Origin of the sequence: Kordia antarctica (assembly GCF_009901525.1) — a bacterium.
Lineage (GTDB): Bacteria > Bacteroidota > Bacteroidia > Flavobacteriales > Flavobacteriaceae > Kordia > Kordia antarctica.
The window spans coordinates 3,892,106-3,918,243 of record NZ_CP019288.1; the positions used below are offsets into that span (position 1 = coordinate 3,892,106).

The 26,138-nt window shown below is 33.8% G+C and carries 17 protein-coding genes; 5 read left to right on the forward strand and 12 right to left on the reverse strand.

Annotated elements, in window-relative coordinates; genetic code table 11:
* Positions 1 to 18: 18 nt before the first annotated feature.
* The 9 genes from IMCC3317_RS16170 to IMCC3317_RS16210 form a co-directional block, all read right to left on the reverse strand.
* Positions 19 to 645: a response regulator transcription factor gene (locus tag IMCC3317_RS16170; protein WP_160130529.1), complete on the reverse strand. Its 627-nt coding sequence runs from the start codon at positions 643 to 645 to the stop codon at positions 19 to 21.
* Complete coding sequence (locus IMCC3317_RS16175) at positions 642 to 3,431, reverse strand: sensor histidine kinase (RefSeq protein ID WP_160130530.1); 2,790 nt, start codon at positions 3,429 to 3,431, stop codon at positions 642 to 644. The genes IMCC3317_RS16170 and IMCC3317_RS16175 overlap by 4 nt, the downstream gene beginning before the upstream one ends.
* A 164-nt stretch (positions 3,432 to 3,595) precedes the next feature.
* Entirely contained in the window at positions 3,596 to 4,123 is a 528-nt protein-coding gene (locus tag IMCC3317_RS16180) for a DUF421 domain-containing protein (protein ID WP_160130531.1), read from the reverse strand.
* Positions 4,124 to 4,402: 279 nt separating this feature from the next.
* Positions 4,403 to 6,367 carry a serine hydrolase gene (locus tag IMCC3317_RS16185; RefSeq protein WP_160130532.1) on the reverse strand — a complete coding sequence of 655 codons (1,965 nt, stop codon included), beginning with the start codon at positions 6,365 to 6,367 and terminating at the stop codon, positions 4,403 to 4,405.
* Between the two features lie 75 nt (positions 6,368 to 6,442).
* Complete coding sequence (locus IMCC3317_RS16190) at positions 6,443 to 8,122, reverse strand: helix-turn-helix domain-containing protein (RefSeq protein ID WP_160130533.1); 1,680 nt, start codon at positions 8,120 to 8,122, stop codon at positions 6,443 to 6,445.
* A 296-nt stretch (positions 8,123 to 8,418) separates the two neighbouring features.
* A complete protein-coding gene (locus IMCC3317_RS16195) occupies positions 8,419 to 8,916 on the reverse strand; it encodes a nuclear transport factor 2 family protein (RefSeq protein ID WP_160130534.1) in 498 nt (165 codons plus the stop codon).
* Positions 8,917 to 9,018: 102 nt separating this feature from the next.
* Positions 9,019 to 10,473, reverse strand: coding sequence for a hypothetical protein (locus IMCC3317_RS16200; protein WP_160130535.1), 1,455 nt, complete (start codon positions 10,471 to 10,473; stop codon positions 9,019 to 9,021).
* Positions 10,474 to 10,568: 95 nt separating this feature from the next.
* Positions 10,569 to 11,264 (reverse strand): alpha/beta fold hydrolase, encoded by a 696-nt coding sequence (locus IMCC3317_RS16205; protein WP_160130536.1) that lies wholly within the window; start codon positions 11,262 to 11,264, stop codon positions 10,569 to 10,571.
* Positions 11,265 to 11,311: 47 nt separating this feature from the next.
* Complete coding sequence (locus IMCC3317_RS16210) at positions 11,312 to 14,170, reverse strand: WD40/YVTN/BNR-like repeat-containing protein (RefSeq protein ID WP_160130537.1); 2,859 nt, start codon at positions 14,168 to 14,170, stop codon at positions 11,312 to 11,314.
* 411 nt (positions 14,171 to 14,581) lie between these two features.
* Between IMCC3317_RS16210 and IMCC3317_RS16215 the strand changes: the two genes are divergently transcribed.
* The 4 genes from IMCC3317_RS16215 (at position 14,582) to IMCC3317_RS16230 (ending at position 21,259) form a co-directional block, all read left to right on the forward strand.
* A complete protein-coding gene (locus tag IMCC3317_RS16215) occupies positions 14,582 to 14,740 on the forward strand; it encodes a hypothetical protein (protein WP_160130538.1) in 159 nt (52 codons plus the stop codon).
* A gap of 121 nt (positions 14,741 to 14,861) precedes the next feature.
* Positions 14,862 to 15,446: a Crp/Fnr family transcriptional regulator gene (locus IMCC3317_RS16220; protein WP_160130539.1), complete on the forward strand. Its 585-nt coding sequence runs from the start codon at positions 14,862 to 14,864 to the stop codon at positions 15,444 to 15,446.
* Between the two features lie 227 nt (positions 15,447 to 15,673).
* Positions 15,674 to 19,132 (forward strand): T9SS type A sorting domain-containing protein, encoded by a 3,459-nt coding sequence (locus IMCC3317_RS16225; RefSeq protein WP_160130540.1) that lies wholly within the window; start codon positions 15,674 to 15,676, stop codon positions 19,130 to 19,132.
* An 837-nt stretch (positions 19,133 to 19,969) separates the two neighbouring features.
* Positions 19,970 to 21,259, forward strand: a complete 1,290-nt coding sequence (locus tag IMCC3317_RS16230) for an aminopeptidase P family protein (protein WP_160130541.1) — start codon at positions 19,970 to 19,972, stop codon at positions 21,257 to 21,259.
* A gap of 258 nt (positions 21,260 to 21,517) precedes the next feature.
* Here IMCC3317_RS16230 and IMCC3317_RS16235 read toward each other — a convergent pair whose 3' ends face one another.
* From IMCC3317_RS16235 to IMCC3317_RS16245, 3 genes are read right to left on the reverse strand one after another with little or no spacing between them, the layout of a single operon-like run.
* Positions 21,518 to 22,741 (reverse strand): AbiH family protein, encoded by a 1,224-nt coding sequence (locus tag IMCC3317_RS16235; protein ID WP_160130542.1) that lies wholly within the window; start codon positions 22,739 to 22,741, stop codon positions 21,518 to 21,520.
* The gene (locus tag IMCC3317_RS16240) at positions 22,738 to 24,111 is read right to left on the reverse strand and encodes a branched-chain amino acid transport system II carrier protein (protein WP_160130543.1); all 1,374 of its coding nucleotides are present in this window, start codon (positions 24,109 to 24,111) and stop codon (positions 22,738 to 22,740) included. Before IMCC3317_RS16240 ends, IMCC3317_RS16235 begins: the two co-directional genes overlap by 4 nt.
* A complete protein-coding gene (locus IMCC3317_RS16245) occupies positions 24,098 to 24,670 on the reverse strand; it encodes a hypothetical protein (RefSeq protein ID WP_160130544.1) in 573 nt (190 codons plus the stop codon). The genes IMCC3317_RS16240 and IMCC3317_RS16245 overlap by 14 nt, the downstream gene beginning before the upstream one ends.
* A 24-nt stretch (positions 24,671 to 24,694) precedes the next feature.
* Between IMCC3317_RS16245 and IMCC3317_RS16250 the strand changes: the two genes are divergently transcribed.
* Positions 24,695 to 25,501, forward strand: coding sequence for an alpha/beta fold hydrolase (locus tag IMCC3317_RS16250; protein WP_228054825.1), 807 nt, complete (start codon positions 24,695 to 24,697; stop codon positions 25,499 to 25,501).
* The last annotated feature ends 637 nt before the right edge of the window (positions 25,502 to 26,138 follow it).

Consider the following 26,138-nt stretch of genomic DNA (forward strand, 5'->3'; position numbering starts at 1 on the left):
CGCGTATGCTGTGAGTTTTTATATCATCTTTTTCTCGTTTGCCAATTGTATCGCTTCTGCTTTTGAATTGACATGCAATTTCTGGTAAATGTTTCGAATGTGTGTTCTGACTGTCGTTTTAGACACAAATAATTCTTCTGCAATTGTGCTATATGTTTTGCCTTTCGCGAGAAGCGTCAACACTTCTTTTTCACGTTTGGACAACGTAGTATCTTGATGATTTAGCTGAAAAGATTCCACCACCATTTTCGCAATTTTATTACTCATTGGCGCGCCACCTTTTTTTAAATCTCCCAAAGCTTTATTGAGTTCTGGCAAACCTAAACTTTTGGTTAAATATCCGCATGCGCCAGCTTTTAAAGCTTCAAAAACCATATTGCTATCTTCAAAAACGGTGACAATAATAAGTTCAGTTTTTGGGAATTGTTGTTTAATGATTTTTGTGCCGTCAATTCCGTTTATGCCAGGTAAACCAATATCCATTAATACAATATCTGCGTGATTTCCTGATTTAAAATCTTCCAAAGCAGTTTCAAAACAACCGTACGCGCCTAATAGAAAATAACCGTCTAATTGTTGAATGTACGCAGCAATATTTTCTCTGAAAATAGTATTGTCTTCAATGATGGAAATGTATTTTTTCATAATTCGTCGGTGTTGTAAAGTTCTTCTTTTAAATTGAGTGTAAATGTGTAAAATACGCCTGCTGATTTTTCAACACGCATTTCGGCATGAATCATTTCCATGCGTTTCTGAATGTTTTTCAATCCGTTTCCGTTGGTTGCCGTAATTTTGTCAATTCCGATGCCGTTATCTTGAATTTGTATGGTAAATATATAATTGTCCAAATTGGCTTTGAAAACAACTTTTGTCGCGTGCGAATGTTTTATAATATTAGCCAAGATTTCTTTGTAAGCCAAAATGATATTTCTACTTTTCACATACGATATGTCAATTGGAACGATGTCTACTTCAAGATACAAAAAGTCTATTTCATCAAAAAGATCGAAGAAATTTTCGCCATAATCACGTAGATATTTACACAAACTTTCTATGTTATTATTTTTAGGATTTAATGACCAAACAAAGTCTTTAGCGGTGTGATATATTTCTTTGGAAAGCGACGAAATTTTGTCAATTTTGGGCGAAGCTACTTTTCTACTGAGTTTTAAATTGTTAGATAACGCAATGACTGAAGCAATTTTGTTTCCGATTTCATCATGAAAATCACGCGCTATTTCTTCGCGAAGATGTGCTACTTTATGTTCTAAAAAAATACGCTGATTTATTTCGTTTGATAATAGTTCATTTCTGCGTTTTATCACGCGCAAGCGATTCCATAAAAATCCTAACAGCAGACACACAATTGCAATGAAAATAAAAACCTTGATAATAGTAATTTGATACCATTTTGGTTGAATTTTGAATTGAAACGTCTCAGGAATTGACCAATTGCTATTCATATGTTTTCCACGAAAAGAAACGCTGTAATTTCCAGGCTTTAAGTTGCTCATTTCGAGTTGTGTAAATTGTAATTTTTTCCAGTTAGCATCATTTATTTTGTATTCAAAAAGTACGGCTTCTGGAAAATGGTCTACAAAACTTTTAAAGTGAATTTGCACGTAATCATTCTGAATGTGTTTTTTGTAAATTTCAATTCTTGGTGGTAGTGTAATATCTATTAAATCTGGATTGAACTCCATAATTCCATTTCCAGAAACACTCCAAATAATTCCTTTTTTATCTTGATAGAAACTGTAAATATTATCGGAATTTGTACCGTTTTTGCTATTAAAATGAAACGTATATGAATCTGTAAGTATCCAAAATCCTTTGTTGGTTCCTATGTAAATTCGATCTTTAGTATCTACAAAAGTTGCGTTGATATAAATGTCATCTTCTGTAAAAAGTAATGGTTTTATTTCTTTTTGATTGTATGTAAATACTTCATATGGCGTTGCAATAACGAGTTCATTTTTGTGTTGAATAATATTTTTAATTACTTTTTGAGCGAAGAAATTCTGCAGTGTAGTATCTGGAATTCGTTCCCAAATATCGACATTGTTTTTCATGAATTTTTTGACACCATTTTGTGTTCCGATATAGATGAAGTTGTTAAAATAAATTCCCGCATTTATTTTTTTATCCTGCGCACTATATTGAGTGCAAAAAATGTTTTCTCGAGCGCCATTATGATATCGACTAAACCAATATTTAGAATGAAATATGGTGTCATTCTTTTCAGCGAAAATAATATTATCAACTCGTGAAGCTGTAATTTTTTTTAGCGATTCGTCATACAAATTGTCATGAGAAGAGAAATAGCGTTTGTTGTCAAATTCAAAAATTGTATTAAGTCGAAACGGGTTTTTTTGTTGCACAAATGTATCTTTTTCTTGAAGTGTATACGAAACATTTTCCGTTGCAAAAACCATATTTCCTGCATCATTTTCATAACTAAATTTTGCAATAGGAATTTGATAATCAGTCTTTTGGTACGATTTTATGAATGACGGAAATAGTTTGTAAAATCCGTTGCCATACGTAGCAATATAAATGGTTTCTTGATCGACGAAAATTTCGCTGATACCGTTTTTAATAGTTAATAAGGTTTCAATGTTGGTGATTTTTGAGTGCGATTCGTCAAAAGTAATTTTATAAATACTATTATATTCTGCACGATGTTTTAGTTGCACTAAAATTTGTTGTTTTTTGTAAGGAACAATCCGCGTAATTGTATACGGTTTTTCAAATGTATGTGTGCTGTTTTGCGAAAGATCATCTTTTGCAGACCACGTTAAATTCCCTTCACGATCGCCAAAAAATAGAAAATTCTCAATACTATTAATAGCTTCAATTGTTGAGGTTGTTTCGTACTGAAATGTTTCTTCTTTTGTGCCTTTCCAGTTATACGCAGAAACCGTTTTTCCTTCACTTATGTAAATAGAAGAAGTATCGATAGCAATACGTCTATTTTTATTGACTTTTTCCCAATTGATAATCGTATCAATTTTGTTTGCAGCGTTAAAACTTAACAGCGCAAAACGTTGATATGTATTATAAATAAGACACTTATTTTTGTATTTCAGAATTCTGTTGATCCGCGCAGGATATACATTTTTAATTTCTTCATTTTCTATTGATAAAATACCGTCTAACCAAGAACCAATATATAAAGTTTCATCGTTTTTATTGAGTAATGAAACAGGATACCGAATTTCTTTTTTATTGCGAATCTTGAAATGAATGCCATCAAACGTAACCAAACCGCCATCAGTTGCCACATAAATTTCTTCTTGAAACTTCTCAAAAGCAAACACGTAATTATCGGGCAAACCATTTTCAACAGTAAAATGTTGCTTAGTCCAATATTGCGCGTGTACAAAGCAACAACAAAAGACACAGAAAATACTTGTGATGGTTTTTTTCACGGAAGAAACAGTTAGTTTCCTTAAAAATAATGATTTAGTTAGACATCAAGTACTACAAAATGTAGTATTTTGAATGCTTTCATTGTTGATTTTCACTTGTCATTATCTCAAAATATTGAAAAGCCGAAATCTTTGAATGTTTATATTTTGGATTGATAATAAAATTAAGGTGTTTCTCGAACTCCTTCTAATATTTCAGAATCTACCTTTTGTTCACTATCTGAAGATTTGTGCAACACAGAAATAGCTCCTGTAGATTCTAAAACAACCGCCAGCACTTGACTGAATTGTGACACGTTTGCTTCACGGAGTTTCGCCATTAATTGAGATTTTTCAATTCGTGCTTTTTTTAGATTTTCATCTAATATTTCGCTTCCTTTCATTAATAATAATGGCTTATTTGAGATAGCCGAACTCAACGCTGGAAATTTTTTCTGTAAGGTTGAAAAAATATACGTTAATCCCAAAAGACTAGCAATTGCAACTGAACCATGAACTATGGTTGTGCTTGATGTTAATGTAGAAGATAAAATGCTTCCAATGGCAATTGTAAACGCAAAATCATAAGCTGTAAACTTCGCAAAAGAACGCAAACCAATTATTCTGGTTAATAAAATAACAACTATAAATAGCAGTAAACTTCCTAGCATGGTTTCCACAAGTGGATCTTTAATATTGTATATCCAGTCCATAGTTTTTAAAGTGTTTATGAATTTCAAAGTTAATTTTTAAAGATGATTAATTGTATCTCATACAGCGTTACTTTTAACTCATTATAATTTTCATATTCGTAATTATAGTAAGAGAAAAAACCACCACACAGAAATCGCTTTCCGTGCAGTGGCAAATCAAGCATGAGAATGCTTCAACATTTCTAATACTATATTTAGATTAGACTCCGCTCTTCAGCGGAGTTAACTCAACTTACAGTTTTGAATTCACCTAAAAAGGTTTTTCAAAACAGAGTTTCGTTAAAATAAATCTAAGTTTGGCCAAAATTTAATTGCTTTAATTCCATCTTCCATTGCTTTTTCTAAATCATTTCTGTGCGATTCTTTATCACTTTCTCTAAAGTTTGTTAAGATGATATAACTAATTCCATTCCCTTTCTTTTTAAGCAATGTATTTGTTCCTGTCATTACGCCGCCATGTGTCCAAGTGCTACCAACTACTGTCCAACCTTTTGCATAGTTTCCACTTACAGCTGATTTTGTAGCCATTTTAGTTACCGTAGTTTTTTTGAGAATATCTTTTTTTGAAGGATCACCATCTACATGAACTATGAATCGCATCATGTCTACCGCAGAAGCAATCCAACCGCCATGACTGTCCATTTTATTCATTTGTAATTCATACGGTTTATCTTTTGAATAATAAACAACTTCTCTGTACGCACGTTTCTTTTTTTCCAATGCGCCAATTTTCATGTCTGTGATATTGCATGGTTTTAAAATATGCTTTCGTACATATTTTTCATAACTCATTCCTGTTTTCACTTCAATAATTCTTCCTAGAAGACAATATCCAAAGTTAGAATACTGCCAGTAAGATCCTGGTTTGTGCGTTGGGTTTGTGTTATCTAAGACTCTTTTAATTAGTTTGTTAAAACTCTCTTTTGTTCTAAGCGACATAGGATCGCCCAAAGCATCTTTATCTTCTGGAGTTGTGTTGTTATCCCATGAATCTCCACCAGCTGTATGCATTAATAATTGTTTTACTGTAATTGCTTTTTCGCGCGCATTGTATTGTTTGGTACCATACTTTTCCCCTAGAATTTTATTCTTCCCAAAAACCTTATCATTTAGTTTTAATTTTTTCTGTTCTACCAATTTCATAATAGCGACTGCTGTGATAGGTTTTGAAATACTTGCCAATCGATATTGACTCGTTGCAGACGCAATTATTTTATCTTCTTTATTTCCATAACCATATCCTTTTGCGTAGACTAGTTTTCCATCTTTTACAATTCCGATAGCCACTGACGGAAGCTTGTACTCTTTCATTACTTTGCTAATTTTAGCGTCCAATTGGTTTATATCACTACTTTTCCAAGTCGTTACATTTTTAAAAGCTGCTGCATAACCTGCCTCATTTCCTGCATCGTGTCCGCTTACCGAAATTGGCACATATCCTTGATAGTAATGATTCTCCACTTCTAATTGATAATTTTTAGGATTCATGTCATGACGCGCACTAAATTGTCCAAGCCCTTTTTCCAGAATGCAGGCGTAGTAGACTTTATTTTGCACATCATAACTGTCAACCTGTGCTACATGATAACCTTGTTTCCAATAGGTTGCAACCGTTTCTTGGTATTGTTTGCTCGTTAATCCATGACGTGTTACAACTCCTAAAGAACTTGCTTTTTGCCAAATACCAGCATAGTATGCTTTCCCGTTAACTCCGTAACCGCTAATGTGTACCAAACGGAAGCCATCTTGTTTATTCTTTTGAAATTCGGCAGTATATTCTGTTCCGGTCATTCGGTGACGCGCTCGCAATCCGCTGGTGCTTTGTTTGTTCCAAATAGCTGCATACCGATCTTTATTTCCATCAGAATATCCATCAACATGAATTAAGCGATAGCCATTTTTATGATTTTTTGTTACCTCGTTTTGGTATTGATCTGATGTTAGATTATGACGTAGAATTAAGGTCGATGTTTCTCCTTTTTTCCATAGAGCTGCAAATTTTATTTTTCCGTTTACATAATAACCATCCACATAAGTTAGTTTGTAACCTGCATTGTGAAAATTGGTGACTTCCGTTTGATATTGCGCTGACGAAAGTGCATGGCGCGCTGCGTAATCACTCGGGGTTTTCGGAGCAAATAGTGTTGCTTCGTTTTTGGCGCTCTCGCCTTTTTTTGTTCCTGCAAAGGAAAATGCAACTAAGAGTATCATTCCCCATAATGCCAATTTAGTTTTTGTATTCATCATTTTGATTTTTAAAATTTATAACGATGCAAACCTAGTGTTGACAAAGGTTTCAAGTGTCCCGAATTGTTGAAACTAAAGGAATTGGGACTTGTATGGGTGTTTTTCCCGAAAGGTCGTGGGTGACATTCCTGTGTGTTTTTTGAAAGAATTGTAAAAAGCAGACTTTGAATTGAATCCAGCTTCTAATCCAATGGACAATACAGGATATTCTATAAACGCAGGATGCGATAATTTTAATTTTACTTCTTTGATTCGGTAACTATTTACAAAATCGGAAAAGTTTTGTCCGCTTAATGCATTGATTACTTGCGAAAGATAATTTGCACTAATATTAATCTCTTGAGAAAGGGTACTGAGTTTTATTTCAGGGTTTCGATAGCGTTTTTTTTCTTTCATTAATGAGCAAACTTCTTTGTAATAGCAATTATCATCCGAAATACTCAACCCTTTTTTCAGTTGTAATTGAAGCAACTTCTTTTCTGTCAATTTTGCAATGAGTTGAAATAGATACAAATGATTTTCTGTAAAGAAATTACACTGAGAATGTTCCGCATCCAACACACCTTTTAATTTCCCTTCTACATAAATCGGAACTGCCAATTCAGACAATCGCGCTTTATCATCTACAATATAACGCTTGTCTTTGCGCGTATCTTTGATGAGTTCGTAGTTTCCCGTTTTGGCAACACTTCCTACGATTCCTTTTCCAACAGGGATTTCTTTGGGTTCGTGTATTTCAAATCCATCTTGTTTTTTATTTCCAAAAGCAGCTTCTTGGTGTAAAACTTGTTTTTTTTCATCCAACAGATACAACACACAATCTTCTAATTGTAATTTGGAAATACAGTTTTCTAAAATATCCCACAGCACTTCTTTTGTTTTGTTTATTTCGAATAATGACGTTGCAAAATAACTTAAAATTGCAATGACTTGCGATTGGTTTCTCTGTAAAACAGCTAAAGCCGAAGGTTCAAATAATTCATCCAAACTAGATAGATTAAAAGCCGTTTGTTCGTCTACTTTTTCTTTTTGAATGTACTGTAAATGCGAGATACTTTTCATATAAAACACATAATAACACGCCAAATACGCAATCCACAACGGATAATAGGTATCGTTTCCACTAACATTGACATTGGTTTTTATGTATAAAAGTGTTAGCAACCAAAAAACACTTAATAGAATTAACGTCATGTACATATTTTTTAACCATTTCGTTTTACGAAGTACAAAATCATATGACATTTTGCCTAAGTCTTTTTCGTATTTTTTGATGCTGCTGTAATTCCAAACTCCAATGACAAATGTGAATAATAGTGCTAAATTTTCATTCCATTCCATACGAATATTTCCAACCGTTTCTCGGGATAAAATAGCATAATCCACAAAAACATTGATCTTCACAACTGTGTAAATTAAAAAGAATGCCGCAAACGGAATAAGTAAATAATATTTGTATTTTTTGAAGAGTTTTTCTTTTTGAAGATACGCGCAAGTAAACGCTGTAAAGATAACTGGTGCCAAAAATTCGAACGGAGTTACCAATAATGCGAGCACTCTGTATTTTCGGGTAAAGCCAATGTCAAACGAAATATATTGTAGAATTGCAACTGCTGTAATGATGAGAAACCAATTGAAATAACGCGTGGTTTTGTCCTGTATTTTTTTAGTGAATATGCGATAAAGCACCAAAACTAAAAGCCCGATTGCGCCAATAAATATGGTTGTGTTATATAAATTCCAATGTAACATTTAGGTAGGTTTAGTTACCTAAAGATACATTAAAATGCTTTTAATCGCTTGATTTTGTTTTAGTTGGTTGAGAATATTGTGTGAGTTGGTGATTTGGGTGAGTTTTCTGAGAAAGGTTTTCAATATGAATTTTATTTATTCATCATTTTTTAGATAAAACTAATTTCGAAAGGGAATTATTAGTTTTTAACATTATTTAAAGGGTAATTTTGGTTTTTAATGTGCTAAATCAAATACACTTAATAAAAAGTAATTTTCTTAATGAAAGCTTCTATTGCACATCGCAAGAGTAACACTCAATTCTTATGCGTACTAACAATCCGTGTCATTTGCCAATTTCCATTGTCGTTTTTCCAGATAGTAACAAACTTACTCGGAATGGATTTCGCACTCGGTTCTTGATTATTATAAAACTTGTGTTCGCCCATTTGCACAGCACCATAACCTGCAATTGGATACACTTCAACAGTTCCATCGATTAGTGTTCGGGTAACTTTTCCGCAGATGTTATTTTTCATCGCTTCCATAATTTGCGTTTTAGAAGTTGATAATCCGCCTTTATCATGAAAAAACTCAATGTCTTCTGAAAGTAATTCGTTTTGAGTTTCTAAATCGCAGGTATTGTATGCGTCAAAAAAGCGTTTGTCTAAGTCTACAATAGTGTTGTATAATTCTTGATCTACAGGAATGTATGTTGCTTTTTTTACAACAGTTACCTCAGATTTTGCTCTAATTGACACACAAGAAATTGTGAATATTCCTAAAGCGAGGACTAAAAGTAATTTTGATTTCATGATATATTGTTTTTTGAATGCTATTTAATAGACAACAAAGTTTCTTATTTGTTACACCAACAAATAAGAACCAGTTTTTCACAATATATAATCATTTGCTATTCAGATCGCATGAATCATCTCCAAAATAGAAGGCACATTCACTTTTTCTTGCTTTTTGGAAGCTTCTAATAATGATTTTGTTTGCTGTATTGCTGCTTCATCAATTATATCCACATTCTGTAAAAGATATAATTTTAAGCCATACACATTCACATATCCTGAACACAAAAGTTGCGCTTTATTAATCTCAACCAAAGCTTCGGCATACCTTTTTTCTTCTCTTAATAATAGAGCTCTCAAATATGGAATTCGATAGTCTTGTAAACCTAATTCTTCGCATTGTTGTAAAGATTCAAACGGATTGCCGGCAGGCTTTCTATATCCGCCATTATATTTTATTTTTCTGAGATAAATAGCTTTCGCTAGATGCAACTTAGCTTCATACGGATATAACGCTAAAAGTACTTCCAATCGTTCATATTGTTTGGCTGCTTTTTCAGATAATCCTTGCGTTGGATCTCCAAATCCTTCGAGTAAATTTTCGATTTCTAATGAAACATTTTCATACTCGTTTGTACCATAAATCTTTGATAGCAACACAAAATACCTTCCGTATGCATACGTTTCAAAATAGTGTCCATATGTGTTTTTTGGGATAAAAGGAATGACTTTTTCTATAATCTCTTTTGCTTTTTTATAATTACCTGTTTCATAAAAATAAACTGCAATTTCATACAATTTGTCCAATCCATATTGTAACGATTTTTTAATTGTATATGAATGACTTTGTTGATGTTTTTGTGATCTTTTTTGCTCCTTTTCAAAAAAGAGTAAATCATTTTTTGCAATACATTTCAAATACGTAACCAAACGTTCTTCTTGTCGAGAAGCTTTTAACAATTGTATTTTTTCTGTCTGAAAATAATCGCTACTTCTGTTGCTATATTTTTCATAAACGAATGGTTTATTAATATCTTCTTTCGGTGTGACTAAATCTATATAAAACAATGCTATTTCATAATTCTCCAGTGAATAATTTTCGCCTGTGTTGTAGTAATATGCCGCGATTGACAAAGATATTTCTTGCTTTAATTTATAAGCGGGATTATGTTTCAATGCAACTAGATAATCATCCAAAGCATATTCACGATATCCTGTTACGTAAAAAAGTTGTCCTCTTTTAAAATAAAAATTAGCTAAGGAAATAGTTTTCATTTTAATCTTAATAGAAATTTGATTCGCAATCAAATAATTTAAGTCTTCCAAAATATAATATGGATATTCAAAACCGCGCTGTTGAAATCCTTCAAAGGTTTTTCCTTTTGCATATAAATTAAAATGAGGATCGAAAGTGAGTTCCAAACGTTCCCAAATAAGTGACACATTATTTGGATCATTTTGCAACGCTTTTTCAATTTTTAGCAATTGACTTTTACGCATTGCGAATTGATCTCCAGGTTGCGCATTTGCAAATGTGATGATCCATAAAAAGCAGCTCAAAAAAAGAAATTTCATGTTAGCGTATTTTAGGTTTCCAAAAATACGACGGAGTTTTCAATAGTGAAAGTTAGAATGCGTGAACTACCTTTTTGAATGAGTGAAGGATAAATTTATATAAAAAATTGAAGAATGGTGTTTCTTACCAAATCAGGCATTTCTAACGGAATCATATGTCCGCAATTTTTCAACACTGTAATCGTAGCTTTTGGTAAACGTTGTTGTGTGTTTTTTACATGATTAATATTGACCAAAGCATCTTCTTTTGAAGCGATAATGTGAATTTTAGTTTCTATATTTTTCAACTCGTGGGTTAAATCTACTCGTAGTGAAGTTGCTTTCAGTTGTCTAATCAAAACCTCTTTTCCCAACTCAGCATCCATGTCTTTAATAACTTGAATCAATTCGTTATTTTGATGATTCTTCGGATGTAAAAACTGCAATGCACGCGCATTGGAAATTCCTTTATAAGTATGTTTCTCTAGAAAATGAATTGTGCTTTTTCGGAGTTGCAACTCTTTTGCGTCCAAACCATTTGCAGAAGCTGCAATCATGATCATTTTTTCAATCCTATTTGGATTAGAAACCGCAAAATGCATCGCCGAATATGCGCCCATCGAAAACGCAACTACACATGCGTTTTCTTCAAGAGTTTCATTCAACAAAGCATCTATCTCATTAAAAGAATTTGCCGAAGTTGTATCAATAAAAACACATTCAAAACGTGGTAATTCGTCACAAACAAAATCCCACAATTGCGCTGTACACATTGTTCCCGAAAGGAAATAGAGTTTTTGTTTTTTTTGCATTTAGGTATCTTTCATTTCGTTTTATCGAGCGCAGTCGAGATGCTATATTACTCAATCACCAATTTCATAACATCTTTTCCGCCATTTCCAGAAACTTCAATTCTGTATGTTCCTTTTGGTAAATAATATGCACCGTTTTTCTTTTTTGGAATTTCTACATCGTCATTCATTCCAACATATTTTTTACGTCCTTTTGACGTGATACTTAAATCGTATGTAAATGTGTTAAATCCCGCGTCAGCGTCAATTTTAAATTCATTCAGAACAATTTTATCATCTTCTGTTGATACTTTTGCAGTAAATTTCCCAGCTTTTTTCGTGTGGAAATCAATGTGTTCAGCCGGAACATTTGGTTCTAACCATTTGCTCCAAGTTGATCCCCAAGATGAACGATACCGCACATTTTTCATTGCAAAAACATGAACATCTTTACTCTTAATAGTTTCATCAACTTGTTGTAAAACAGCAATATTTGCTTTATAAATAGAACGTCCATGTGTTCCTAAAAGCAAGTCTTTAGCTTGTTTTTGAACTACAATATCATGAACGGCAACATTCGGCAATCCACCTTGAAATGGTTGCCACGAAGTTCCCTTGTCTAACGAAGCATACGCGCCAATATCGGTTCCTAAATACAATACGTTTTCGTTTTCAGGATCTTCTTTAATCACATTTACTGGCGAATTCGGAACAGAATTTCCAATGTTTTTCCACGTTTGTCCGTAATTATCAGACATGTACACATAACTTGTAAAATCGTCCCAACGATAACCATTTAAGGTAATAAACACACGTTCTTTTTTGTGTGAAGAAGCAATAACGCGCGTTACCCACAAATCTTTTGGCAATCCGTTTGAAACATTTTGCCAATCGCCACCGCCATTTTTCGTAACATGAATCAATCCGTCGTCACTTCCAACATATAATAATCCAAATTGAAAAGGCGATTCTGAAATGCTTGTCAACGTTCCGTAGGCAACATTTCCTTTTCTTCCACCTTGCGTTAAATCGTTTGAAATAGTTGTCCAATCGTCTCCTTTATTGAGCGATCTGTGTAATTTATTTCCACCTAAATATAAAATATCTTGATTGTGAACTGACAAATGAATCGGCGTTTGCCAATTAAATCTATAAGGAGATTCGCCTAATTCATGTTTCGGTTGAATATAAGCTCGTTGTCCGCTTTCACGATCAATTCTATAATAATTTCCAAACTGATAACCTGTATACACAATATTCGGATTGCGCTTATCTACTTGAACTTGCATTCCGTCGCCGCCCATAATTCGCTCGTACGGATATTGTCCTTCTTCATGCCATTTTACAGACGCTTTATAATTGCTTGAACCTATCCAAACGCCATTATCTTGCAATCCGCCATACACTTTATAAGGTGTTTGTTCATCTGCGTAAATCGCGTAAAACTGTCCAACGGCCGGCGTATTACACTTAATCCAATTTTCTCCATTATCATACGAAATATTCACGCCGCCATCATTTCCGTTAATCAAATGATTTGGATTGTTTGGATTTACCCAAAGCGAATGATGATCTACGTGGACGTTTTGTCCGTTGATCGATTTATATGTTTTTCCACCATCTTCTGAACTCAAAATTGGAACACCTGCAATATAAATTTGATTTTTATTTTTTGGGCTTACGCGAATCAACCCGAAGTAATATCCATACGAATATACCAAATCATCTAAATAACCTTCGTGAGTTTTATCCCAAGATTTTCCACCATTTGTAGTTTTGAAAACTTGCGCGCCAATTACAGGCGTATCAAACAATAAAGAATTTGCATCTTCTAAATATTTCGATAAATCAACAGGTTTAATAGTTCCGCTTCTTAACAATTGCTTTACGTTTTCAGCTCTGTATTTTTCCTGAAAACCATTCGTTTTCAAGTAGGTATTTAGTTCCTTATCTGTTAAATTTAAAAACGTTTCCGATGACATTGTTTTAAAATCGTCTTTTGTCAATGCTTTGGAATCGCTCTCTTTTTTCTTTTTGTCTTCGCGTCTAAATTGACTGTCATGAAACGCATATACAGTTTCATCATCGTACACTGCCAATCCAATTCGTCCAACGCCTTCACCAACTGGAAAACCTGATTTCTCATTAATTTTATTCCACGTTTGCCCTGCATCTGTACTTTTATAAATTGCCGAATTAATTCCGTTTCCGACAAAATTCCATGCTTTCCGATCGCGTTCCCAAGAAGAAGCATATTGCACATTGAAGTTATTTGGCGCAACGGCTACATCTACAATTCCTGTATCGCTATTTACAAACAATGTTTTGTTCCATGTTTTTCCGCCATCGGTCGTTTTGAAAATTCCACGTTCTACATTTGCTGAATATAAATGTCCTAAAACTGCAACTACAAGTTCATTTCCATTGTTTGGATTAATCACGATTCTACTAATATGATGCGAATCGAGCAAGCCCATATTTTCCCAACTTTTTCCGTTGTCGGTACTTTTTAAAATTCCGATTCCGGCATATGAAGAACGAGAAGAGTTATTTTCTCCAGTTCCTACCCAAATTGTTTTTGAAGTCCAATCGACAGCAATATCTCCAATATTTTGTGTTGGCGAACTGTCTAAAACAGGTTCAAATGTAGTTCCGTTATTTTTTGTGTACCACAATCCACCAGAAGCATATGCAACGTAAAACTCGGTAGTATTGTTTGGATTTACGTCTAAATCTACCACACGACCACTCATAACAGTTGGTCCAATATTGGTAAATTCAATATTTTTTACAGTTGAATTTTGTGTAAGTGTTGCTTTCTGATTTAATGCTTCTTGCACTTTCGCTGCCGAAGTAGGATTGGTTTGCGCAATACTAAATTGCAAGAAAAATATAGAAAATACGAATAGGAAAAATTTAGGTTTCATAGCTAGTTTTGGTTTAATGTTGGAAATTAGGCATTGTTGCAAACTTGGCAAAATTTTGGTTGATTTTTAACTATTTTTAGACTTGCTTAGACTTCTTGGATTGTTAGACTTGTTAGAAACGTCTTTGTAAACTATAACGTAATTTTTCATCAATGAATCTACAAGCGTCAGATTGAGTGATTTTTCGACGAAAGGAGAAAAATTGTATCGAAATCTATTTAGAAAAGCTAGTTTTTAGTTTACGTCATTTTGAACCATGTGCTGAACTTGATTCAGTATCAATTCAGAATCACACAAAAAACATACGTATTGTTATGCGAAGCTGAATCAAGTTCAGCTTGACGAAACATCTCGGAATGATTATTGATAGTATTTTAGTGGCGATATTGCTAAAATTAAAACTTTAACACCATGGCAAACAACAAAGAACACAACAGAGGTCAAACAGACAAATCGAACGGAAAGTACAAGCCTGGAGGATCTTTTTTAGATTTTTTTGGAACTAATTCTCAACTAAGAAAAGTTGACAGAGACAGAAGTCAATACGATAAAGGTTGGAATAATAAATAATATTTTTTAAGCATATATAATAAGAAATCAAAAGGTAATGGTATTTAACTATTATCTTTTTTTAATACCCAAGTTTTACAAATCAAAATAGTTCGTATTTTAGAACCATACTTTATAATGTATGACCATTTCCACCAAAAATTTTGAATCCTATTTAAAAACCATCATTCAAGATGCTTCTTTGAATGCTGCCATTCCTGAGATTTTGGAAGCGTTCAATTATTTACATTTAAAAAAGAATACACTTTTTGTAGAAGAAGGCAAGGTTTGTCAATATTTCTGTTTTATTGAAAGCGGCATTTTGCAACATAATATTATGGTTTTGGGTGAAGAAAAAACAACTTATCTCGCATTGAAAAATTCCGCCACAGCGGCATTAAAAAGCTTTATACACAAAATTCCATCACGCAAAAATATAAAAGCAATTAGCGATTGTGATTTGTTTGTAATTACTCAAAAAGACTTTCAACATTTACTAAAAAACAACAAAGCATTCAATCGATTTTACTATAATTTAATAGAAAATCAAATTTACCGTATTGACGATTATCGCATCGATTTATTGACCTTAACACCTGAAGAACGCTACCAAAAATTACTTAGCAACGAACCAAAATTATTAAAGGAAGTTCCATTACATTATTTAGCTTCTTTTTTAGGAATTTCGTCACGACACATGAGTCGAATTCGGAAGAATGTTTTTTGAAAGTTTATAAGTTTATGAAAAATGTTCAATAGTATTAAATTATGATATTTTCAAATTGACACATTTTCAAATCATCAAATCAAAACATTATCAAATCAAATAAGTAGACAATCTTACCACTAAAACTATCTGAATTCCATATTTTTACAATTGACTCATCGAAATTACCAAGATGAAGTTCAACTTTTTGCCTCGATCTTATTGTATTACCAGACAAAATATACGTTATGAAAAAATTACTATTTCTAATCGTATTGCTTTTTGCAATCGTTGGATATTCACAATCTCCAAATCCAAGTATTTCAAATCAATTATACAAAGAAGCTCCAAATTGGGCAAAGTTGATGTACGCGGAAAACCCGAATGCAAATACAATTGATAATTTATACGCTACCTATTACAAAACGAATCCGTACGTAAAATCATTTCATACACAATATTATAAAAGGTGGCGCAGAGCAATCAATCCGTTTCTAAACGCAGATGGTTTTTACGATGCTACAAAAAAAGAACAATTGCGAGAAGCAATGCGAACGTTAAGAAATACGCAAACCAATAATCCAGAAATTGGGAATTGGTCACCAATTGGACCTTTTGAAAGTTACCGAGAAGGTGGAACCGTTTTGAGCGGCGCACAAACCAATGTGTACAGTATAAGTAAATGTTTGGCAGTTCCAAATACGTTGTATTGCGGAACAGAATCGGGCGAAGTTTATAAGACAATAAATGGCGGCGATACATGGACAAATGCTTCTAAAACTTTAGTAACAACACTTGCACCACAAGCCGTAATTGCAAATGGAGGAATCAGCGCAATTGCAGTACATCCTACAAATCCTGATATTGTATATGCAGGCGCAGGAAGCGAAGTTTTCAAAACTACAAATGGCGGAACGTCTTGGACAGTAGTTTTTGATAGTAATATTGCGTTGTTTGGATATATTGATAATCCGGCGGAAATATATATTAATCCAACTACTCCAGAAACTATTCTATTGGCAGGAAAAGCAGGTGTTCATAGAACTACAAATGGCGGAACTTCTTGGGTTAAAGTATTAACAAACGAGAGTTTTGATATCAAAGCACAACCTGGAAATCCAAACACATTATATACTGTACGACGTAATACTTCTACAAATACACATCAGTTTTTAAAATCTACCAATGGTGGAAGTACGTGGATTATACAAAATGTAGGCTGGTATGCTTCTTCGGATGCAAATAGAAGTGTTGTTGGCGCACGAATTGCCGTTAGTGACGCAGATCCGTTAAAAGTATATGCTTTTTTAATTGGAGATTCGAAAGCTGGCGATAACGGATTTATAGGAGTTTACAGAAGTGATAATGCAGGAGTTTCATGGACAAATACTATGGGGTATGATGGCGCGCCATATACTGCAACACACCCAAATATATTAAATTCTGATTTTGGTGGCGCTGGCTTTAACCAAGGATTTTACAATTGTGCAATTATGGGTTCGAACGCTAATGCAGATGAAATTTTGGTTGGCGGAATTGGCATGTGGAAATCTACCGATGGCGGACAAACGTTTACGTGTGTTTACAATTATGGTTGCGGAAGTTACAATCCAATGCACGTAGATATGCAAGATTTTAGAGCATACGGAAATGAATATTGGGCAACTACGGATGGCGGAATTTTTAAGTCGAGTGATATGTTCAGTTCACAACCCGAATTTAAAATGAATGGCGTTCATGGAACTGATTTTTGGGGGTTTGGCTCTGGCTGGAATCGTGATTTATTAGTTGGCGGAACGTTTCATAATGGAGTAGATGTCTACGCAGAAGGTTTTCCTTTCGGAACTTTCTTAGATTTAGGTGGCGGCGAACCTGCTTCGGGTTATGTAAATCCTGGAACAACACAAATTTACTCAACAAATATTGGAGGGAAGTTTATTCCAAATACATTAAGTGGAGCTGTTATGAATGCTTCCATGGGATTAGCGCCAACGGAAGAACCTTGGTTTGCACAATCGTCCGAAATGGAATTTCATCCAAGCTGTTACAATCATGTGTATTTAGGAAACTCCAATCAACTATTTAAAAGTGTGGATAGCGGCGCAAGTTACTCAGCAATCTATACAGCTGTAGCAAATAGTACGGTATTGGGAATTGAAATTTCTCGTAGAAATACAGATACGATGTATATTGTAGTTCGACCAAATTCGGGAACTCCTTATTTAGTGAAAACTACGGATAATTGGGCAACCAATACAACAATCACACTTCCAAATGTAGCGACAACACTTGCGTTGATAAGTTTGGATCCTGAAAATGACGAAACTATTTGGTTAGCGTTTCCGCGAGGCGACAATGGTAATAAAATGTTTAAAAGTATTAATAGTGGAACTTCTTGGACAAATGAAACTTCGAGTGAATTAGACGGACAACACATCCAAGCAATGACAACAATTGGCGGAACAGATGGCGGCGTTTATGTGGGAACAAGTATGTCGGTATATTATAAAAATAATACGATGGCTTCTTGGACACTTGATAATAGCAATTTGCCAGTAACAGTTGGCGCAAATGATTTACGTCCATTTTACAGAGACGGAAAAATACGATTGGCAACCTACGGAAAAGGAATTTGGGAAAGCAATTTATTTGATACTCCAACACGACCTGTTGCCAAAATTATGGTGGATAAATTAACCGCTACATGCGCAGGAGATATATTTTATTTTGATGATTATTCTATGTTAAATCATACTTCGGCGACTTGGGCTTGGACATTTCAAAATGGAAACATTGCGACTTCTTCGATGAGAAATCCTGAAGTGAATTTTACTTCTACGGGAACTCACACGGTAACATTAACCGTTACAAACGCCGCAGGAATTTCGGATAGCGATACGATTACTGTAAATGTTGAAGCATTGACAAATACTGAATTGGAAGAAGATTTTGAAGTTGCATTTGTTCCTGATGGTTGGACGCAAGAAGCTACAGGAAACATTTCATGGGCATACGAAAATACCGTTGGCGGTTTTGGACTAAGTACAAATTCTATGTTTGTAAATAATTATGTGACTTCGCAAGTAGGATTGCATTGTGATATTATTGCGCCATTAAATATGTTAAACTTAACTGCTGGCGACGCTACATTAACGTTTGATGTTGCATATGCTTTATATTCCGCAGCATATCCTGATGCATTAGAAATATTGATTTCTGATGATTGCGGGACAACGTGGACTTCGGTTTATAACAAAGTTGGAAGTAATTTAGCAACAGCGCCAAATACAACAAGTCAGTTTGTGCCAACAGCAACACAATGGCGACAAGAATCTATTGATCTTTCTTCATATATCGGAAACGAAAATGTACAAGTTAAGTTCAGAAATATCAACGCATACGGACAAGCTTTGTATGTAGATAATATTAACTTAGGAACTACACTTGGCGTGAATGATGTTGCTTCTGAAGCACTAACATTCTACCCAAATCCTGTAAAAAATAATGCTTCTGTCTTTCTAAAAAGCACAAAAAATTCAGCCATTAAATTTTCATTATACAACATTCAAGGAAAACTAATCGGAACAGTTTTTACACAGACAAACAAAGCAATTCCGACACAACAATGGAGTTTAAGCGCTGGTGTATATTTATACAATATCAGATCGAATGATAAAATTAAAAAAGGAAAATTGATTGTGTACTAAGTATTCGATTTGAAAATTTGAAGATGTTTTAATTTGAAAATGCGTTGCGCTATTACAAAATGTGAAATGTTGTGTGTTATCGCTTTCGCTGAAATGTACTCAGTGTAAAATTTTATAAAGTGCGTCATTCTGAACTTGATTCAGAATCACATATAACTAAAGACCAAGAGTGTGCTCATGAGACCCTGAATCAAGTTCAGGGTGACGAGAGATTATAAGTGAAAAACAAAAAAAACATTTGTGTATTCGTGACAAAAAATGGTATTGCTTCGAAGTACTTCTCGATACATCCTGAAACAAGTTCAGGACACTCGAAGCGACGGTTGTAGTATCTAACAAGAAGAATTTCAAATAATTTTCAAATCGTCAGATTGAGTGAAATTCTGAAAGAATTTAGTATCGAAATCTACTGTGAAACGGAATTAATTTTAGAATACTGTTCAATTTGTGATATGTTGACAGATTTTATTATTGAGCAGTATTGAACCATTATCAAATCTTCAAATCGACACATTTTCAAATTAACTTTTTTTCAATCAAACAAAACACCTTATTGCTTCAAAATACTTCTCGATACATCCTGAAACAAGTTCAGGACACTCGAAGCGACGTTTGTAGTATCTAACAGGAAGAGTTTCAAATAATTTCAAAAGTTTATTATTGAGCAGTATTGAACAATTATCAAATTGAATTTTATCCTCAAACTGACACATTTTCAAATTGACACATCTTCAAATCATCAAATTGAATACATTGAAATTAAAAATTCCGCCATTTGGCTACGTAATTCTTTTTTTGTTTGATTATTTTTGAAAGAATTCAATTAAAAATACGAATATGAAATACCAACCGATAGATCGCAATTTGTTTAGTAAGAATAGAAAGAATTTCATGGCGCAAATGAAACCAAGTAGTTTGGCTGTGTTTAATTCGAATGATATTTACCCAATTAGCGCAGATAGCACAATGCCTTTTGAGCAGCACAGAGATATATTTTACCTCAGTGGCGTAGATCAGGAAGAAAGTATTTTGGTATTATTTCCCGATTGTCCAAAAGAGAAACACCGCGAGATTTTATTCCTAAAAGAAACCAATGAACATATTGCCGTTTGGGAAGGCGAGAAGTTAACCAAAGAAGCTGCGTTGGCTTCATCAGGAATTAAAACGGTGTATTGGTTGAAAGATTTGGAAAAAATTATGTTTGAAATCATGACGCAATCTGATACTGTTTATATAAATACCAACGAGCATTATCGTGCAAACGTAGAAACAGAAACCCGCGAAGATCGTTTCACAAAGTGGTTAACAGCCAAATATCCTGCGCACAGCGTTGCGAAAAGCAATCCGATTTTACAACGTTTGCGTTCTGTAAAAGATAAAACGGAAATCAATTTAATACAACGTGCATGTAATATTACCGAAAAAGGATTTCGCAGAATTTTAGGTTTTGTAAAGCCTGGCGTAATGGAATACGAGATTGAAGCTGAGTTTATTCACGAGTTTTTACGAAGTCGTTCCAAAGGATTTGCGTACACGCCAATTGTGGCTTCTGGAAATAACGCAAATGTGTTGCATTATATTGAGAACAATCAAGAATGCCAAGCGGGCGATTTGATTTTGATGGATGTTGGTGCCGAATACGCCAATTATAAAAGTGATATGAGTCGTACGATTCCTGTTTCGGGAAGGTTTACGCCAAGACAAAAAGAAGTCTACAATGCGGTAAATCGTGTGAAGAATGAAGCGACAAAAATGTTGGTTCCAGGAACGGATTGGGCTGAATATCATGTTGAGGTTGGAAAGTTGATGACTTCGGAATTGATCGGTTTAAAATTGATTGACAAAACCGATGTGAAGAATGAAGATCCAGATTGGCCAGCATATAAAAAATATTTCATGCACGGAACTTCGCATCACATGGGACTTGATACACACGATTACGGAATTTTGACCGAACCAATGCAAGCAAATATGGTATTTACCGTAGAACCAGGAATTTACATTCCCGCAGAAGGTTTCGGAATTCGATTGGAAGATGATGTTGTCATTCAAGAAAGTGGCGAACCATTTAATTTAATGCGTAATATTCCGATTGAAGCAGACGAAATTGAAGAGTTGATGAATTGATAGTTGGTTGCTTGTTGCTAGTTTTTGGTTGCTGGTTTTTAGCTTCTTGCCTTTAGCTTTTGGGTTTTTGTAATTACGAAGCGTCGGTTCGAGTGTTTTATCGAAATGTGTTACATTGAGCGGAGTCGAAATGTGTTACATTGAGCGAAGTCGAAATGAAATGAAGATAAAATGTATCGAGAATCAATTTGATTTCAAAGGCATTCTCGATATACTTTTCCTTTCAGTCAAAGCACTCGAATTGACGAGTTTCAAATATCATTTCACAAGCTTCGGCAACTGAATCTGTGGCATCGGCTCACACAACGTTTTCTCAACAATTTTAGTTCGCATGAGTTTTTTATCATTAAAATGCCTAGAAATATTTTGAATGATTTCGGTGTAATTATCACTTCCGTCTTCTTTTTGATGATAAAACACTTTAATAGAACGACAATTTTCATGCTCAAAAATAGTGTTTAGTAATGTTCTATCGGATAAACCACAAGAATGTCCCATAATAACAACTTGAAACTTTTCGTAATCAACAAAACGTAAAACATCTTTATAATATGAGTTTTGCACATATTGAAACGATTTAAAATATTTTAAATATTCGTTATCGTCCATATCTTCAATCAACTTATAATCTTCATCCATTTCGTCTCCGAAGCCGAATACAATATTTTCATTGAGTTCTCCGTGAATGTGATTTATATCAATATTAAATTTGGTCAACTTTCTAGATTTTACGTACTCATTAAAAGTAGGTGTATAGTTGAAATTCAATATTTGTGTTTCTGTTGAACTTGATTGAGTGTGTGATCTTGAATCAACTTCCATAAGTTTTTCAATTTCTGTAATATCTTCTTCAATTGAAAATTCCTCGGCTAACATCAAAATTCTATCTAAACTTTCATAAGGTTTCAAAATACGCAATAAACTATTACTATCTTCGATTGACCAATTATAAGCTTCAACCACATTCTTTTGCAGATATTTTTCTAACAATTGCTTTACTTGTTCAAACTCTCTGTGAAGTTTTAAAACGTCTTCTTTCTTATGACGAGCTAGTAGTTTTTCATCTTTACAGATGTTTTTTAATGCTTGATAATATTCATTCTCTACATCTACCCAATTTTGAATGGATTGTGTTTTGTTTAATTCTTTGAAAAATTGATTTTTGAATTTGAATAAAATCGTTTGATTATCATAATTCTGAGCTCGTCCTTTTTGAGAAAAACAATACTTATCTAATTCATAAACACGAAAATTTCGCTTTAAATAATTATGAATATTATTTTCAAAATCTTTAAAATTTGTTACTTCTCTTTTGCTAAAATGATCTTGATTTAGTGGATGTATATAGACTAATTCTTTCACCAACTCATCTTCAAAATCATCCTTCAAATCACGCCAAAAAGCATCCATGAAATTGTTATACGATGTTGGCAATCCGTGTGCCAAATCAAATCCGTTTCCTGCAATGATTAGTTTGTTCATGCTTGCTTATTTTTCTGAACCAAACCAACAACCAAAAACGTCAAAAACGAAGGTAAAACCCAACCGAAATCTGCTGTTCCTAACGAAATCGTTTCGCGGAAAGCTATTAAATAAGGATTTTCAGGAAAGAAATGCGTCAACATATCTAAAATACCTCCTAACGAAATCGTTTCGCGGAAAGCGACTAATAAATTATTTGTTGGGAAGAAATGCGCCAACATATCTAAAAACCCAAAGATAAACGTTACCAAAACTACAGCTCTAAAAACCAATGGTGTTGCGTATTTTGTTGGAGCAATGTTTAAAAAGATCAACACAATCGCAATTGGATAAATGAATTTCAACACAGGACCAGCAATCATATATATATAATGAAAGCCTAATTGTCCAATTATAATTCCGATCAAACATGCAATAATCGCCGTAATTGTATATGCATTTTTAGAATTGTTAAATAATCCTTTAAAGTAATCGGCTGTTCCTGTGGTAATTCCGACAGCAGTCGTAAAACACGCCAAAGCCACTAAAACACTCAGAAAAGCAGTTCCGATATTTCCTAAAGTTGCCAAACTAATTCCACGAAGTAAGTTTGCGCGTTTCATATCATTACTCAAACTTAAATCTATATCAACTTCACTACTGAAATATGAACCGAGCAATATTAAACCTGCATACATAACGAACAATCCAAAACCTGCAATCCAACCCGATTTTGCAATGAGTTTTTTCTTTTCTTCGAAAGAAGTAATTCCTTTTAAGTTCAACGAAATGATAATAACGCCACCAATTACAATTGCGCCAATCGCGTCAAACGTTTGATAACCAACTTCTAATCCTGTGAATAAAGGCGTTGTAAATTCCGAAGCTTTTATCGCTTCATGCGGCATCAATAATCCGATTCCGATAATTGCCAATAAAATTAAAACGATCAAAGGCGTTAAGAATTTTCCAAGAAAGTTTAAAATTTTAGATCTATTCAACACAAAAACTAATACCAACGCAAAATACAGACTACTTGTCAACAATGCATTTGTGCCAAAGTTGGGAAATATAGAAATTTCGTGTGTTGCTGCGGCAGTTCTCGGTGACGGAATTGTTACTGAAATGATATAAATAATAATGCAAAATATACTGCTAAATAACGGCGAAACTTTCTTTCCGAAATCAAACATAGAACCTTGCAATCGCGCATGCGCCAAAATTCCAAAAATAGGAACTACAACGGCTGTAATCATAAATCCGAGCGTAACCCAAAACCATTGATCGGTTGCTTGATAGCCTAATAATGGCGGTAATAGTAAGTTTCCTGCTCCGAAAAACATAGAAAATAACGCAAAAGAAGTAATGAAAAGTTCTTTATTTTTTGACATGTGAAGTTTTTTTAATTCCAACAATTATCAAACTGACAATCACGTATAGAATTCCGAAAATAATATTGATAAATTTTATGGTAGCAGTTGCAAAAGCTAATGTTGACCAATGAGATTGCAAATCGCCATAAAAAAGTTGAAGCAGCGCAAAGTTTTCAACTGCGTCTAAAAAAACGGCGAAAATGACCATTCTTAATAGTACAATTCCAAGTCTATAACCTAAATTTTCAGGCTGTTTCCACACAATTCTCGCCGTACGATGTATAATTAAACATAACAAAAAACCATATGCAAACATAAAAATATAATCGAACCATAAACTCCATGCTGCGGAATTCATTGCACCTTCAGTTGCTTGCCAAGAATTCAAAATTTTGGTGGAACAATCGAGCGTGGATGCCAATTCAAACGAAATAATTCCTAGTGGCGCAACATCATTTTTGAGTAATGTATCAAAATGAATCATGCAACTTGCTGCCAACAGAAAGATTAAAAAGGCTATTAATAAAAGCCTCTTTTCGGAAGCATTGGAAAGTTTTTTGAAAGGAGAAGTGAACATTTTTGGTTTCTTGTTTTTTAACCAATGAAAGATACATATTTTTGCGAGATGCAACAGTTTGTGACCTGTAAAAATATAGAAATCGCCTATACGGTTTCGGGAAAAGGAAATGCGTTGGTATTATTACACGGTTTTTTGGAGACAAGTTCCATGTGGAAATCATACGTAAAAAATCTCTCTAAAACCCACAAAATCATTACGATAGATTTGTTAGGTCATGGAAAAACGCCATGTTTGGGTTACATTCACACGATGGAAGAGATGGCAGAAACTGTTTTTTCTGTGTTGAAGGAACTCAATTTGCGCAAAATTCATATTGCAGGACATTCTATGGGCGGTTATGTTGCGTTGGCTTTCGCCGAAATGTACCCGGATTATGTAAAAGGGTTGTGTTTAATAAATTCCACAGCAAGAGCAGATAGTACGCAACGAAAAATAAATCGTGATCGCGCAATAAAAGCTGTAAAATACAATCACAAACAATTTATCCGTTTGGCAATTTCGAATTTATTCAGACCGAAAAATCGTAAAATCTTCGCTGAAAGCATCAAAGAAGTCAAAAAAGAAGCATTAACAATTTCTTTACAAGGAATTGTAGCTGCTTTGGAAGGTATGAAAATACGAGAAGATCGGGAAGTATTGCTTCATTTTTCACCCTATAAAAAAATGATGATTATTGGAAAGCGTGATCCAATTTTAGTCTACGAAGAATTAATAGCGCAAACACAAAACTCAGAAGTTGAGGTTCATGTGTTTCCTGATGGACATATGAGTCATATTGAAAACGAAGCTGAACTTTTGAACTCACTTAGGTTATTCTTGAAAATTTAAAAGGTAAGAAAATACATTTTACACTTTAAAGAATTTAAAATTTTATGTGAAAGAATCAATTTTGATCTAAACCATTCAACTTTAGAAAACACGTCATTCGTCTAAAAAATAATGCTTTTAATCGGATAAATAGGAGTATTTGTGTATATTCGGAGTGCCCAAATAAATCAATTAACCTACTTAACCGCTATGAATACTATGAGCATAAAAACTACTTTTTCCCTTGGAAAGTTATACTGCAATTTTTTCGGTCATCGCTACCGAGTTACAAAAAAAATCACTTCACACGTAAATGAATATCAATGCATGTTGTGCAATTGTGAAGCTACTAATCATAATGAAGGGAAAATTACTTCGTTAACACCACAATTAAAAGAAATCAACGAAACGTTGGTTACTTTCCACAACAAGAAACATCACGCTTTTTAGTTAATTATGAATTCGGAATTATAAATTTTGAATTTACTGTGTTCAGATTAAAATAGTACGATCATTTTTTCTATGAAGTCATTTCTTTTCTGAAGTATAGAAAAGGTTTTGCGTTAAAAATTTTCGAAGCCTTGGAGAAAATTTAGCAAAAGTTTTTCGGTTTTAGTTTTCCAAAGAGAAAACTAAAAATACCTGCCAGAAAAGCGCA